Annotated in this window: 12 protein-coding genes; 7 read left to right on the top strand and 5 right to left on the bottom strand. The window is 68.4% G+C overall.

The window, feature by feature from the left end; genetic code table 11:
- Both E3T25_RS16605 and E3T25_RS02055 read left to right on the top strand, forming a co-directional pair.
- The coding region (locus E3T25_RS16605; protein ID WP_166785925.1) for a hypothetical protein at positions 1 to 193 on the top strand (193 nt) is incomplete at its 5' end.
- A gap of 122 nt (positions 194 to 315) precedes the next feature.
- Entirely contained in the window at positions 316 to 3,399 is a 3,084-nt protein-coding gene (locus tag E3T25_RS02055) for an FtsK/SpoIIIE domain-containing protein (RefSeq protein WP_134371803.1), read from the top strand.
- 104 nt (positions 3,400 to 3,503) lie between these two features.
- On the opposite strand, the gene ald is transcribed toward E3T25_RS02055, so the two are convergent.
- Entirely contained in the window at positions 3,504 to 4,619 is a 1,116-nt protein-coding gene (ald, locus tag E3T25_RS02050) for an alanine dehydrogenase (protein WP_104100281.1), read from the bottom strand.
- A gap of 345 nt (positions 4,620 to 4,964) precedes the next feature.
- Here ald and E3T25_RS02045 point away from each other — a divergent pair, with 345 nt between their 5' ends.
- Genes E3T25_RS02045 through E3T25_RS02030 form a run of 4 tightly spaced genes read left to right on the top strand, consistent with a single transcriptional unit; the run spans position 4,965 to position 9,097 of the window.
- A complete protein-coding gene (locus E3T25_RS02045) occupies positions 4,965 to 6,176 on the top strand; it encodes a polyamine ABC transporter substrate-binding protein (RefSeq protein ID WP_104100280.1) in 1,212 nt (403 codons plus the stop codon).
- Between the two features lie 2 nt (positions 6,177 to 6,178).
- Positions 6,179 to 7,378, top strand: a complete 1,200-nt coding sequence (locus E3T25_RS02040; protein WP_134343311.1) for an ABC transporter ATP-binding protein — start codon at positions 6,179 to 6,181, stop codon at positions 7,376 to 7,378.
- Between the two features lies 1 nt (position 7,379).
- Entirely contained in the window at positions 7,380 to 8,294 is a 915-nt protein-coding gene (locus tag E3T25_RS02035) for an ABC transporter permease (RefSeq protein ID WP_104100278.1), read from the top strand.
- Positions 8,291 to 9,097 carry an ABC transporter permease gene (locus E3T25_RS02030; RefSeq protein ID WP_174720187.1) on the top strand — a complete coding sequence of 269 codons (807 nt, stop codon included), beginning with the start codon at positions 8,291 to 8,293 and terminating at the stop codon, positions 9,095 to 9,097. Before E3T25_RS02035 ends, E3T25_RS02030 begins: the two co-directional genes overlap by 4 nt.
- Before the next feature lie 15 nt (positions 9,098 to 9,112).
- Here the strand turns inward: E3T25_RS02030 and E3T25_RS02025 are convergent, their stop codons facing one another.
- Positions 9,113 to 10,135, bottom strand: a complete 1,023-nt coding sequence (locus tag E3T25_RS02025) for an asparaginase (RefSeq protein WP_233191307.1) — start codon at positions 10,133 to 10,135, stop codon at positions 9,113 to 9,115.
- A 16-nt stretch (positions 10,136 to 10,151) separates the two neighbouring features.
- Positions 10,152 to 11,534: a 4-aminobutyrate--2-oxoglutarate transaminase gene (gabT, locus tag E3T25_RS02020; protein WP_104100276.1), complete on the bottom strand. Its 1,383-nt coding sequence runs from the start codon at positions 11,532 to 11,534 to the stop codon at positions 10,152 to 10,154.
- Between the two features lie 136 nt (positions 11,535 to 11,670).
- Between gabT and E3T25_RS02015 the strand changes: the two genes are divergently transcribed.
- Positions 11,671 to 12,156, top strand: a complete 486-nt coding sequence (locus tag E3T25_RS02015; protein ID WP_104100294.1) for an OsmC family protein — start codon at positions 11,671 to 11,673, stop codon at positions 12,154 to 12,156.
- Between the two features lie 111 nt (positions 12,157 to 12,267).
- Here the strand turns inward: E3T25_RS02015 and E3T25_RS02010 are convergent, their stop codons facing one another.
- Entirely contained in the window at positions 12,268 to 13,605 is a 1,338-nt protein-coding gene (locus E3T25_RS02010; protein WP_104100275.1) for an aminotransferase class III-fold pyridoxal phosphate-dependent enzyme, read from the bottom strand.
- A gap of 76 nt (positions 13,606 to 13,681) precedes the next feature.
- Positions 13,682 to 14,476, bottom strand: coding sequence for a lysophospholipid acyltransferase family protein (locus E3T25_RS02005; protein WP_104100274.1), 795 nt, complete (start codon positions 14,474 to 14,476; stop codon positions 13,682 to 13,684).
- Positions 14,477 to 14,498 lie beyond the last annotated feature (22 nt).

The raw sequence follows: 14,498 nt of genomic DNA, 5'->3' as shown, positions 1-14,498 counted from the left end.
AGCCGACGCCGAGCCGCGCCGCTGCCGCCGCCGAGCCGCCGCCGAGCCCACGCCGAGCCGACGCCGAGCCGCCGCCGATGCGGACGCGATCGACCCGAACGAATTCGACGGAGATTTTGCCCAAAACAGCCCGAAATACTTTGCAAAAGCAGTTTTAAACGAGATTCTCCGTCGAATTCGTTCGACGCTGTGAGCGATGCAACCGATCGATCCGGACTCACTCAGCCGGCCCCTCCCCAACCCGGCCGGCCGTCATCCCGGGACGGATGCCGGCGCCCGCGGTGGCGCCTGCCTCCGGAGTGATGGACTGATGCGGTGATCCGAGCCGATGTCCCGCTGACCCTCCCCACCCGCCCGGCCGACCTGCCGCCGCCTGGCTTCCCACTCATCGCGAGCGTGGCGCCGCTGGCCGCGGCCGGGGCGATCTGGCTGATCACGGGCTCAGCCTTCGTGCTGATCTTCGCGGTGCTCGGCCCGGTCATCGCCGTGGCCGGCATGCTCGACGCGCGGCGCACGGGCCGCCGTACCCGGCGTACCAACGCCCTCGACCAGGGGCAGGCACTGGCGACACTGCGGGCCGAGGTGGCCCTGCGCCATGAGGAGCTGCTTCGCGCGCACTGGCGGCGCACGCCCTCGGCCAACAGCATCGTCGCCGCCCCGCACGCGGCCATCCGTTGGACCGGTTCGGGAGCAGACGTGAGCCTGGGCTCCGGTGCGGTGCCCAGCGGGCTACGCCTCGACGGTGGCGCCGCTCCCGACGAGCATCGCGACGTGCGCGACTGGGCGGCCACGCTCACGGAGGCACCGATCGACGCCGATGCCGGCGGTGGTATCGGCATCGTCGGACCGCTGTCGCTCGGGCAGGCGCTGGCCCGCGGGCTGCTGGTGCAGCTGGCCTGCTCCCTGGCTCCAGACCAGGTCGGACTCACCGTGCCTGATCGCGGTTGGGAATGGGCGGTCGCCCTCCCGCACGACACCGGGCAGTCCTGCGCCCGCCGCCTCGTGATCTGCCAGGCGCCGTCGGGCGGGGCACCCAAGTCGGGCGGGGCACCCCTGGGCGGGTCACCCCTGGGCGGGGCACCCCTGGGCGGGGCACCCCTGGGCGGGGCACCCCTGGGCGGGGCACCCAAAGGGTCGGGGTTGGTCGTCGCCCTGGCCGGCACTCTTGCCGAATTGCCGTGGGGCTGCGACACCATCGTGCGGGTGCAGGGTCCCGGCCGGGCTGAGGTGCTGCGCTCCAGCGTGCACGCCTGGGGGAGTGGCTTCCGGCCCGAGCTGATTACCGTCGAACAGGCGATCGTGGTCGCCCGCGTGCTAAGCGCCCGGGCCTCGGCGGCTGGATTGGTCCAGAATGCGCGGCGAGTCCCCGCATCCGTTGCCCTTGGTGAGCTCTCTGGCTTCCAGCCCGGGTATCGGGCACCGCATGGGCAGCCCCAATCGCCGAACCTCCGTTGCGTCATCGGGGTGGGAGAAGCGGGGGAGGTGTCGCTCGACCTGGTCGGGGCAGGGCCGCACGCGGTCGTCGGCGGCACGACCGGCAGCGGCAAAAGCGAACTGCTGGTGACCTGGGTGGCGGCGATGGCGGCGGCGGCCGGCCCCGACGAGGTGACGTTCCTCCTGGTCGATTTCAAGGGTGGGGCCGCGTTCGCCCCGCTCTGCGCCCTTCCCCACTGCGTGGGTTTGATCACCGACCTGGACGTGCACCAGGCCGCCCGGGCGCTGGCCAGCCTGGCCGCCGAGCTGCGGTATCGCGAACGCGTACTCGGGCGTGCCGGCGCGCGTGACATCGTGGACCTGCGGAGGCAGGATGCCGGCGGGGCGCTTCCGCGGCTCGTGATCGTGGTCGACGAATTCGCGACCATGCTCACCGCATTCCCCGACCTGCACGCTCTGTTCGTCGACATAGCCGCGCGGGGCCGGTCGCTGGGCGTGCACCTGATCCTCTGCACCCAGCGGCCCACCGGTGTGGTGCGTGACGCCCTGCTCGCCAACTGCACGCTGCGGGTGTCGCTGCGGGTGAACAACCGCGCCGACAGCGTGGCGGTGCTGGGCACGGATGCGGCCGCGGCCCTCGGCGCGGACCAAGCCGGCCGCTGCCTGATCGCCGCGGACTCCTCGGGGCCCGTGCTCTGCCAGGTGGCGACGACCTCGCCGCGCGAGATCCGCTCCCTCGCAGTCGCGGATGCCGATGCGCCGAACCCTCGGCGCCCCTGGCTCGACCTGCTGCCTCAGACGGTAAGCCGCGAGGACCTCCTCGCCCTCGTCGCGGGCGGAACGGCGGCCGACGAGAGTGCGTTCGGCGGCGCCGCGGTGGCGGCCGGGCACGACCGTGCCGTTCCCGACGCTCGTGCCGCGCCCGGCGGTCTGCTGGGCTTGCTCGACGAGCCGGAACTGCAGCGCTACCGGGTGGCCCGCTACGAGCCGATCGCCGAGGGCAGCCTGCTCGTGATCGGCGGTCCCCGCTCGGGCAAGTCAACTGCGCTTGCGTCGGTCGCGGCGGGGTTCGCGCCCGTTGGAGATGCCGTGCTGCTCGGAGCGGACGTCGAGGCGGTGTGGGACTGCCTCGTCAAGGCGCGCCAATGCCTCAACGCCGGCGGGAGTCCGGCTGCCAGGCTGCTGCTTCTCGACGACTTCGATAGCGTGCATGCCCGCTGGGACCAGGAGCACCGTCCGGCGGCCCTCGAACTGCTCGCCGGGCTGCTCCGCGACGGCGCGGAGGGCGGCCTGCGGATCGTCATCGCCGCGCAAAGGCTCACCGGATCGCTGCAGTCCCTGCCTTCCCTGTGCCAGAGACGGCTGGTGCTGCGCCTGCCCGATGTCGCCGAGCACGTCGCGGCCGGAGGAGTGGCTGCCCTGTTCGACGACCGCCTTCCGCCCGGCGGCGGGAGCTGGCAGGACCATCGCATCCAGCTCCTCGCGCCGGAGCAGAGCGGTGCAATCCCGGATGTCGCGGCGCAGCGGGACATCGAGCCACGCACGGATGCCGCCGCGCTCCTGGGGCGGCCCGGGCAGACCCTTCTCGTCGTGTCGGACTCGCCGTCCCGCTCGGCCGCAGTGCTGGGAACGGTCCCCGGCGCGCGGGTCGTCGACCTCGCGGCGGTGTCCCACGGCGAGCTGGCGGAGGCCGCGCAGGCAGGCGCGTCGCTCCGGCTGAGCGAGTCACAATCAGGCACCGCCTTCCCCGGAGACGTGGACGCGTGGCAGGCGCAGTGGTCCCTGCTGGGTGCCCTGCGCCCGCACGCGGACCTGGTCTTCGACGGCTGCAGCCTGGCCGACTACCGGGCCATCAGCCGACGCCGGGACCTGCCTCCGCCGTTGGCACCCAACCGAGGTCGGGTGTGGGTACTGCGCCCGGACGGCGCCGTGCACCGGGCCACGCTGCGGGCCCAGGTCGTGTAGCCGCCGGCCGCGAAGTCCCGGAGCACAGTCCCGGAGCACAGTCCCGCAGCACAGTCCCGCAGCACAGTTCAGCGGTGCCGGCCCCGCCGCCGTCCCGCCGTGGATCAGGCCAGCGCGTCCACCAGACCGCGGAGCGGCAGCGAGTGCGCACTCGCGACCGGGCCGCTGGTGATGAGGCCGCCGACCGTGGACAGGCCGAAAGCGAGCGCGGCATCCGTTCGGAGCGCGTCCTTCCAGCCTCGGTTCGCGATCAGCCGAACATAGGGAAGCGTGGCGTTGGTGAGCGCATAGGTGGACGTGCTCGGCACGGCCCCGGGCATGTTCGCCACGCAGTAGAACAGGGACTGATGCACAGTGAACGTCGGATCGGCGTGCGTCGTCGGGTGGGAATCGGCGAAGCAGCCGCCCTGATCCACAGCGATGTCCACGAGCACGCTGCCCGGCTTCATCCGGGACACGAGCTCGTTGCTGACCAGCTTGGGGGCCCTGGCCCCGGGGATCAGGACCGATCCGATCACCAGGTCGGACAACACCAGCGCCCGGTCGATCTCGTAGCTGTTCGAGGCGATGGTCTGCACCCGCCCGTAGTACAGCGCGTCGATTTCGCGCAGGCGGAACAGGTTGGTGTCGAGCACGGTCACCTGGGCGCCGAGCCCGAGGGCGACCTGCATGGCTGCCGTGCCGGCCACACCGCCGCCGAGCACGGTGACCCGAGCCGGATGCGTTCCGGGCACCCCGGGCACGAGCAGGCCCGGTCCGCCGTTGGGCTTGAGCATCGCGTTGGCGCCGACGATGGGTGCCAGGCGGCCCGCAACCTCGCTCATCGGCGCGAGCAGCGGCAGCGCCCGCGTCGGCAGCTGCACGGTCTCGTAGGCGATCGAGGTGACACCGCCCTCCAGCAGCGCACGGGTCAGGGCTGGTTCCGCGGCCAGGTGCAGGTAGGTGAACAGCAGCAGATCGGGGCGAAAATAACCGTACTCGCTCGCCACGGGCTCCTTTACCTTGAGCAGCAGGTCGGCGGCGGCCCAGGTTGACGCGGCATCCGGCATGATCGTCGCGCCCGCCGCCGCATAGCTCTCGTCGCTGAGCCCGGAGCCGAGCCCGGCCCCCGTTTCGATCAACACCTCGTGCCCGTGCGCCACGAGGTCGTGTACGCCAGCCGGGGTGATTGCCACCCGGAACTCGTTGTTCTTGATTTCTGCCGGAACTGCGACCTTCATGGCGCTCCCTTGTCTAACGAATTCGACGGAGATTTTGATTCAAAAACCGTTTTTGGGGCCAAAAACGGCCTTTATGGTGAAAATCTCCGTCGAATTGGTTCAAACCCTCAGCGGTGGACCTCCGGGCGGTGGACCACTCTGGCCTGAGCGAAATCCTACCGCCGCCGAACAGCTCATTTCGATTGAGAGTGTCGCCATAGAGTGCTGATTTCGTGCGTGATCTGACCAGAAATTAACGATTCGGTCACTCTTGGGTGCGCAGGGGGCGCTCCTGTGCAAGTATCTAGCAACTCGCAATGAAAGCTGTGAGAGCTCATCCGCTGAGAAGTGCAAGGAGACCCGACCATGAAGCCCAGGCCGTTGCCCGCAGATCCCATGATCGCTCAGCTGGTCCGTCAGGCCCGGGCGACCACGATGGGGCGCCGCGCTCTGCTCGCCGGAGCCGGTGGCGGGGCCGCAGCCCTGGCGCTCGCCGCATGCTCGACCGGAGGGGCCACGAAGCCCACCGCCGCCCCCGACGAGTCCGACAGCAGCAAGCTCGTGCGCTGGGACAACTGGGCGCTCTACATCGACGTCGATGACGCCGGCGACTACCCCACACTGGATGCGTTCACGACCGAAACCGGCATCAAGGTCGAGTACACCGAGGCCGTCGACGACAACAACACCTACTACGGCAAGGTCAAGGACCAGCTCGCCCTCGGCCAGGACATCGGCGCCGACACCGTCTGCCTGACCGACTGGATGGTCGGCCGTTGGATCCGGTTCGGCTACACCCAGGAACTCGACCAGGCCAACATCCCCAACTTGAAAAACCTGCTCCCGTCCCTGAAAGACGTGGGCTTCGACCCCGGCCGCAAGATGAGCGTGCCGTGGCAGGGCGGGTTCGCCGGCATCTGCTGGAACAAGGAGAAACTTCCGAACGGCATCGCCTCGGTCGAGGACCTGTGGAGCTCCGACCTCAAGGGCCGGGTCGGCGTTCTGTCCGAGATGCGCGACACCATGGGACTGATCATGCTCGACATGGGTGTCGACATCGCGGGCGACTGGGGCGACGACGAGTTCTTCGCCGCGATCGACGTGCTGGAGAAACAGGTCGGCGACGGCCAGGTTCGCAACATCAAGGGCAATGCGTACAAGGAAGACCTCATCAACGAGGACACCCTCGCCGCCATCGTCTGGTCCGGCGACATCGTGCAGCTCAACGCCGAGAACGGGGACAAATGGGAGTTTGTGGTCCCCGACAAGGGCGGCACCCTCTGGAACGACAACTTTCTGGTGCCGATCGGCTCCACGCACAAGAAGAATGTCGAGAAACTCATCGACTACTACTACGACCCGGCCGTCGCCGCCGAGGTCGCCGCCTACGTGAACTACATCACCCCCGTCGCCGGCGCCAAGGAAGCCGCGATGGCGATCGACCCCGAGCTCGCGAACAACCAGCTGATCTTCCCGGACGACACGACCCTGGCCAAGGCTCGCGTCTTCCGCACCCTGACCGGCGCGGAGGAGCAAAAGTACGACGCCGCCTTCCAGGGCATCCTGCTGGGCTCGTAGGGATGGCCAACGGAGAATTCGCCAGCGCGGGGGCCGACCTGGAGCTGGTGGGTATCCAGAAGAGGTTCCCGGGCTTCACCGCTATCGAGCATCTCGACCTGAAGATCCCCGCGGGGTCGTTCTTCGCGCTGCTCGGCCCGTCCGGCTGCGGCAAGACCACGACCCTGCGCTTGGTGGCCGGCCTCGAGGAACCGACGGCCGGGCGCATCCTGATCGGGGGCACGGATGTGACGAATCAGAAATCCTTCCAGCGTCCGGTCAACACGGTGTTCCAGAGTTATGCCCTCTTCCCGCACATGACAGTGTTGGAGAACGTCGCCTTCGGGCTGCGCCGCCGGCGGATGGACGACCCGGTCGCCAAGGCTCACGAGGCGCTCCGCCTGGTGGAACTGGACCACCTCGCCGCCCGCCGCCCGCAACAGCTCTCCGGCGGACAGCAGCAGCGCGTGGCCCTCGCTCGCGCGATCGTCAACCGGCCGGCCCTGTTGCTGCTCGACGAGCCCCTCGGGGCGCTCGACCTGAAGCTGCGGCGCCAGATGCAGCTCGAGCTCAAGACCATCCAGGAGGAGGTCGGCCTCACGTTTCTGCACGTCACCCACGACCAGGAGGAGGCCATGACCATGGCCGATACCGTCGCGGTCATGAACAAGGGCCGGATCGAGCAGATGGGCGCCCCCGAGGAACTCTACGAGCTGCCGCGCACGGCGTTCGTCGCTAACTTCCTCGGCCAGTCGAACCTGTTCACCGGCCCCGTGGTCGGTAGCACGAGCGAGGCCATCTCCGTGGCCGTGGCCGGCCAGAAAATCGTGGTTCCGGCGGCGCGCGCGCACCGGCACACCGGCGAGGTCACGATCGGCGTCCGCCCGGAGAAGCTGACCCTGCACGTGACCGAGCCCGTCGCCGACGTCGCCCGCAACCTGATGGGTCCCGGCCGGGTGATCGACGTCTCGTTCAGCGGGGTCAGCACCCAGTACCTGGTCGAGGTCGTCGGCGTCGGCACCCTCATCGTCTTCGCGCAGAACATGGCGTTCGGCCCCGTCGCCCATGAGGGGTCCGAGGTCTGGCTGGACTGGAACATCGAACACGGCTTCGGGCTCGAGGACGACGCCTCGGCGGAGCCCCGTTTCGAGGCGGACGACAGCACCCGGAGCATCGCGACCCAGAAACGCTCCTCCCTGCTCACGGAGCTTGAGGGAGCCTAGGGTGGCGTTCGCGGCATTCTCCACCAGCACCACCGCGCCCGAACCGGCGCCGCGCCGGAAGAGCCCGATCGCGCTGCTCCTGCTGTTGCCGGGCATCCTCTACCTGGTGCTGTTCTTTCTGGCCCCCCTCGTCTCGCTGCTGCTGACGTCGTTCCAGGCCCCCTCGGAATTCGGCGACGTCGGCCAGTACTCCTACGCCTTCCGCTGGGAGAACTACGTCGACGTCATCACGGCCTACTGGCCGCACATCATGCGCTCCTTCGGCTACGCGCTGATCGCCACGCTGCTCGCCCTGGTGTTCAGCTACCCGCTGGCGTACTTCATCGGCGTGAAGGCGCGGCCCTGGCCGTTGCTGCAGAGCCTCATGCTGGTGCTGGTGATCGCCCCGTTCTTCATCAGCTTCCTGCTGCGTACCCTGGCCTGGAAGCAGCTCCTGTCCGACGAGTCGTTCGTGATCACCTCGCTCAAGGCTCTGTCGTTGCTGGCACCGGATGCCCATTTCACGGGCACTGCTTTCGCCGTCATCTTCGGGCTCACCTACAACTTCATCCCGTTCATGACCCTGCCGCTCTACACGACGCTCGAACGGCTCGACCTGCGCTACCTCGAGGCCGGCAGCGACCTCTACGCGCATCCGTTCGACGTGTTCCGCAAGATCACGATCCCGCTGTCGATGCCCGGCATCGTGGCCGGAACTCTGCTGACCTTCATCCCGGCGGCCGGCGACTACATCAACGCGAGCCGGGACTTCCTCGGCGGACCGGACACCCAGATGATCGGTAACGTGATCGAGGCCAACTTCCTGGTGCTGCAGAATTATCCGGCGGCGGCCGCGCTGTCGATCATCCTGATGTCGGTGATCCTGGTGATCGTGAGCGTCTACGTCAAACGGTCGGGCACGGAGGAGCTGCTGTGAAAATCTCCCTGGGCAAGTGGTTGCTGCCGCTTTACACGGTGCTGGCGCTGATCTTCCTGATGGTGCCGATCGTCTACACGTTCGTGTTCTCGTTCAACGACTCGCTCAAGTCCAACATCACCTGGCGCGGATTCACCTTCGACAAGTGGCTGAACGTGTGCCAAGTGCAGAACGGCGCCGTCTGCGAGGCGTTCGGCAACAGCATCCTGATCGGCGTGGTGGCAACGGTGGCCGCGACCACGCTCGGCACCATGATCGCGATCGCCCTCGTGCGGTACCGGTTCCGGTTCCGTTCGCAGACGAGCCTGCTCCTGTTCCTGCCGATGGCCACGCCGGAAGTCGTGCTCGGCGCCGGCCTGGCCGCGCAGTTCCTGTCCCTCGGCGTTCCGAAGGACATGTCCACGATCATTCTGGCTCACACTATGTTCTGCATCAGCTTCGTGGTGGTGACGGTCAAGGCGCGTGTCGCGAGCCTCGACCCCGCGCTCGAGGAGGCCGGCCGGGACCTCTACGGCTCGGCAACCCAGGTGTTCGCGCGGATCACCTTTCCGCTCCTGCTGCCCGGCATCCTGGCGGCCGCGCTGCTCTCCTTCGCGCTGAGCTTCGATGACTTCATCATCACCAACTTCAACTCCGGCGCCGTCACCACGTTCCCCAAGTACATCTACGTGTCCGCCGCCCGGGGGATCCCGGCCGAGGCGAACGTGATCGCGTCGGCGGTGTTCATTTTCGCCCTGGTGATCGTGGTCACCGCCCAGGTATCCCGGGCGGCCAAGGAGAAGCGGCTGGCAAAACTGGGCTGACTCCCGGCCCGCGCCCTACACGTAGCTGGCGCGGATCTCCCCGACCGGGAGCCCACCGCCCAGCACCATCAGGTGCAGCTCGGGCAGAATGGCCTCGACGTCGCTGTGTGCGATCGCACCGGAGTCCGCGAGCAGACGCAGGGCCACGATGGTGGTTGCCCGCAGGCTGCCGTCGAGAATCTTGAGGGCGACCGTCGTGCCGTTGGCGGCGGAGGCGACGCAGATGCCCTCCGCGCCGGTCTTCACGAACAGTCCGAGGCGGTCGATCACGACCGTGTCGGGCATGCCGGGTCCGGCGATGACCCAGCCGTTCTGCCGTATTGCCTCGCCGAGGAAGCCGGCCTCGCGGTAGATCGCGAACGGCGAGTTTGACTTGGACGTGGCGATGCGGGCGATGCCGCGTGCCAAAGCGGTGAGGGACAGCGCGTGAACCGGCGCGCCACATCCGTCGATGCCCGACGCCGACGGCCGCTCGCCGGTGAAGCGCTCCACCACGTCGAGAATGCGCTTCTGCAACGGATGCGCCGGCTCCAAGTATCCAGACAGCGCCCAGCCGTTCTGCTGGCAGGCCACGAGCATCGCGGCGTGCTTGCCCGAGCAGTTCATGTAGATCGGGGCCTTGGCGGCCCCCAGTCGCACCAGGGCGTCGCGGGTGGGGGAGTCGTCCGGCCAGGCCGCCGGGCAGGCGAGCGCCGTCTCGGGGATGCCGGCGCGGGCGAGGAGCCCGCGCACGAGGTCGGCGTGGCGCTGCGTTCCGGTGTGGCTGGCGGTCGCGATGGCGGCGTCTTCCCCGCGCAGGGTGACCCCGCTGGCCATCACGGCGATGGCCTGGAATGGCTTCATCGACGACCGCGGGAAGATCGGGGTGGTCACATCGCCGAGGGCGCGTAGGACCGCGCCCTCGCTGGTGAGCACGACCGCGCTGCCGGCATGCCTCGATTCGATGAAGCCGCTGCGCTCGACCACGGCCAGTTCGACCGCATCGGGGACGAAGAACGTCTGCCCGGCGTGGATTGGCACCTCGAATGTCGTTGTCACGGTGTGTGCTTCGCGCCTAAAGCGCGGCGATGGCGTCGTCGATGACCGAGAGGGCATCGTTCAGGAGGGCATCACTCACGGCCAGGCTCGGGAGGAAGCGCAGCACGTTGCCGTAGGTTCCGGCGGTGAGCAGCAACACGCCGTGCTGGGCGGCGTAGGCGGCGATGGAGGACACTGCGGCGGCGTTCGGCGCCTTCTCCGTGTCACCGGTGCCCGGCTGCACGAGTTCGATGGCGATCATGGCGCCGCGACCGCGGATCTCGCCGATGATGTCGTACTTCTCCTTGAGGGAACCGAGGCCGGCGCGCAGGGTGTTCTCGATACGCACACCCTCGGCGAGCAGATCGCCTCGCTCAATCGACTCGAAGACCGCTATGGCCGCTGCGCAGGAGACCGGGTTACCGCCGAAGGTTCCGCCGAGGCCGCCGGGCTGCGAGGAATCCATGATCTCGGCGCGGCCGGTGACGGCGGCCAGCGGCATGCCGCCGGCGATGCCCTTGGCGGTGAGCACGAGGTCGGGGGTCCAGCCGAAGTGCTCGCTGGCGTAGTACTTGCCGGTGCGGGCCATGCCGCTCTGGATCTCGTCTGCGATCATGACGACGCCGTTCGCGGTGCACCAGGTCTGCAGGGCGTTGAAGTAGCCCTCGGCCGGAACCATGAAGCCACCCTCACCCTGGATGGGCTCGACGACCAGGCAAGCCAGGTCGGTGGGTCCGACGACCTTCTCGAGGTACGCGATCGTGCGCGCCGCGGCATCCGCCCCGCTCAGACCGTCGTGATACGGGTAGGAGCTGGGGGCGTGGTAGACATCGCTGGCGAGTGGGCCGTAGCCGGTGGCGTAGGGCATGGCCTTGTAGTTCATGGCCATGGTCAGCACCGTGCGACCGTGGTAAGCGTGGTCGAGCACGGCGACGGCGCGGCGGCCGGTGTGCTTGCGGGCGATCTTGACACCGTTCTCGACGGCTTCGGCGCCCGAGTTGATCAGCACCGACTTCTTCGGCCAGGAGCCGGGGGTGTGCTCGGCGAGAAGCTCGCAGACGCGCACATACTCCTCGTAGGGCGTGATGGTGAAGAGGGTGTGGATGAAGTCCTGGGTCTGTTCGACGGCGGCCGCGACCACGCTGGTCTCGGTGTGGCCGATCGTGGTCACACCGATGCCGGCGCCCAGGTCGATGAACTGGTTGCCGTCGACGTCGACGAGGATGGCGCCGTTCGCCTTGGCGATGTAGACGGGCAAAGCGGATGCGACGCCGCCGGAGACGACGGCGAGCCTGCGCTGCTGGAGTTCTTTCGAGCGCGGACCCGGGATCGCGGTCACGATCTTGCGTTCCTGCGGCACGGTGTAAACCAGTGCGGCGGGGGTGGACGGGGAGGTCGAAGGCGTCAGCGTGTCAGTCATGATCTGACCAGTTTACCGATCGATGCGACGGGAGGCGCGGCGAATTGCTGCGACAATCGGTTCCCTGGCCGTGTTACGGCCCGTTGTCGGCCGCGAATCGGCCCGCAGAGCCGCGCAAATCGAAGGAGGCGCCGTGATCGGTGCACACCACCACTACGCCGTGAACATCGCCTGGACAGGCAACCGAGGCACCGGCACGAGCAGCTACCGGGACTACGGCCGGGATCACCTGATCACCGCCCCCGGCAAGGAGCCGATAAGTGCATCGGCCGATCCGACCTTCCACGGGGACGCCGACCGTTGGAACCCGGAGGAACTGCTGCTGGCCGCCCTCAGCGAATGCCACCTGATGAGCTACCTGCACGTCGCCGTGAAGCACGGCGTGCAGGTCGTCGACTATACCGACGACGCGACCGGGTCGATGGCCCAGACGACGGATGGTGGCGGCCACTTCACCGAGGTGACCCTGCGACCGCGCGTCACGGTTGCCGACCCCGGCCAGGTCGAACTCGCGCAGTCCCTGCACGCGGAGGCCGCCGGCCTCTGTTTCATCGGCGCATCCGTGAACTTCCCCGTCATTCACCAGCCGCAGACGGTGGCGCTCGCCGATACTGAGGTGTGACGCCGACCCGGTCACCGCAACGTGCGGTCGGTGGCCGTGCTCCCTGCGGCGGCGGCGATCAGACGGCTTCCGCCGCACGCTCGCCGCCACCTACCCGGGGTTCTATCGGTGCTACGGGCCGGACAAGGCGGCGAGGGTTTCCTCGATAACGGAGGCGGCATCGTCGATCAGCGCCTCGGAGATGACGACCGACGGCATGATGCGCAGCACCGAGTCCCAGCTGCCGGCATCCAGCACGATGACGCCGTTGGTGGTCGCGTGCTTGATGATCGCGGTGAGAGCCTCGGGGTACGGTGTGTTCGTGCCCGGGTGAACGAGCTCCACCCCGAACATCGCACCCTTGCCGCGCACGTCGCCCACGACCGCGAACCGCTTCGGCCAGTCGCCGATGCGTGCCCAGAGGGCCTTCTCGACGCGCCGCGCCTCGCCGAGGAGGTCGTCCCGCTCGATCAGGTCGAAGACGGCGAGGGCGGCCGCGGTCGAGACCGGGTTGCCGCCGAAGGTTCCGCCGATGCCGCCGGGCTGCACAGAGTCCATGATGTCGGCGCGGCCGGTGACGGCGGCGAGCGGGAATCCGCCGGCGATGCCCTTGGCGGTGGTGACGAGGTCCGGCACCACGTTGTGGTGCTCGATGCCGTACCAGGCGCCGGTGCGAGCGATGCCGGCCTGGATCTCGTCGGAGACGAAGACGATGCCGTGCTCGGTGCAGAATTCGCTCAGGCGCTTGAAGAATCCGGGGGCGGGGATGACGATGCCGCCGTCGCCCTGGATCGGCTCGATGAAGAAGGCCGCGATCTCGGTGGCGCCGATGTGGGTGTTGATGTAGTCGATGGTCTTCTCGGCGGCTTCTTCGCCGGTCAGGCCGTCACGGTAGGGGTAGCTGGTCGGCACGCTGTAGATCTCGCCGGGGAACGGTCCCATTCCGGCGCGCTCGGGCCAGGGGCGGTAAGTCATCGCCATGGTCAGGTTGGTGCGACCGTGGAACGCGTGGTCGAGCGCAACGATGGCGCGCCGGCCGGTGAACTTGCGGGCGATCTTCACGGCGTTCTCGACGGCTTCCGCGCCGGTGTTCACCAGGATGGAGCGCTTCTCGAAGTCGCCGGGGGTGATCTCGGCGAGCTTCTCCGCGACGGCCACGTAGTTCTCGTACGGGGTGACGGTGAACAGGGTGTGGGTGAGCTTGGCGGCCTGCGCCGCGGCGGCCGCGGCCACCTCGTCGTTCGCGTGACCGATGGTGGTCACGCCGATGCCGCAGCCGAGGTCGATGATCTGGTTGCCGTCGACGTCGACGAGGATCGCTCCCGCTCCGTGATCCATATAGATGTTCGCCAGCGTGCCCGCACCGCGGGAAACCGCGCGCAGGCGGCGTTCCTGCAATTCGACCGACTTGGGGCCGGGAAGGGCGGTGACGAGCTTGCGCTCCTGGGGTACCGAATACGTGTCAGACATGACCCCAGCTTAGGTCGCGCCCGTTTCCGCGGTGTTTCCGGGCGACGGATGCTCGGCTCGGCCGGTCCGAAAGCGGCTAGACGCGTTCGCGCGGGAAGACCCGGTCGGCGATCTTTTGCAGGGTGCCCGAGGGCGGCGACTCGTTGTACCGGCCGGCCAATTCCTGACGGGACAGGGCGTGGATCGCGGCCATGATCTCGTCGGTCGCGCCGCGCCGTGCCTTGCCGGACTCGGCGGAACCGTGGCGGCTCAGGTCGAGGGGCTCGCCGAAGGTGACCGTGACCTTGCGGATGCGCGGGAATTTCGCTCCCACCGGCTGGATCTCCTGTGTGCCGATCAGCCCGACCGGAACCACGACGGCCCCCGTGGTGAGGGCGAGCCATGCCACGCCCGTGCGGCCCTTGTACAGGCGGCCGTCGAGGGAACGGGTTCCCTCCGGGTAGATCGCGAACGCGCTGTCGGATTCGAGGATGTTGCGACCCGCGTCGAGAGCGTCCTGGGCGGCCTGCCCCGCGCCGCGTTCGACCCCGACCGCTCCGATCGAGGTGAAGAAGGTGCGCGAGACGAAACCCGTGAACCCGGTGCCGGTGAAGTAGGTGGACTTGGCCAGGAACTGCACACGCCGAGGTGCGACCAGCGGAATCACGATGCTGTCGATGAACGACAGGTGGTTGCTGGCCAGGATGACGCGGCCGCTGCGCGGGATGTTATCCCGGCCGATGATGGTGGGGCGGAAGACCAGCCGGGCGATCGGCGCCATGATGCCGTAACCGAGAAAGTAGACGAATCCGGGGCGCTTCGTGCGCTCCGATTCCTCCGCCGACAGGTCGACGGGAGTTGCATCCTGGGAATCTTCTTTGGAACCGGTCATCCTTGGACCCTACCGCCACGGC

The sequence above is a fragment of the Cryobacterium sandaracinum genome (genome assembly GCF_004403415.1).
Taxonomy (GTDB): Bacteria; Actinomycetota; Actinomycetes; order Actinomycetales; family Microbacteriaceae; genus Cryobacterium; species Cryobacterium sandaracinum.
This window is presented reverse-complemented; position numbering and strand designations above follow the sequence as displayed.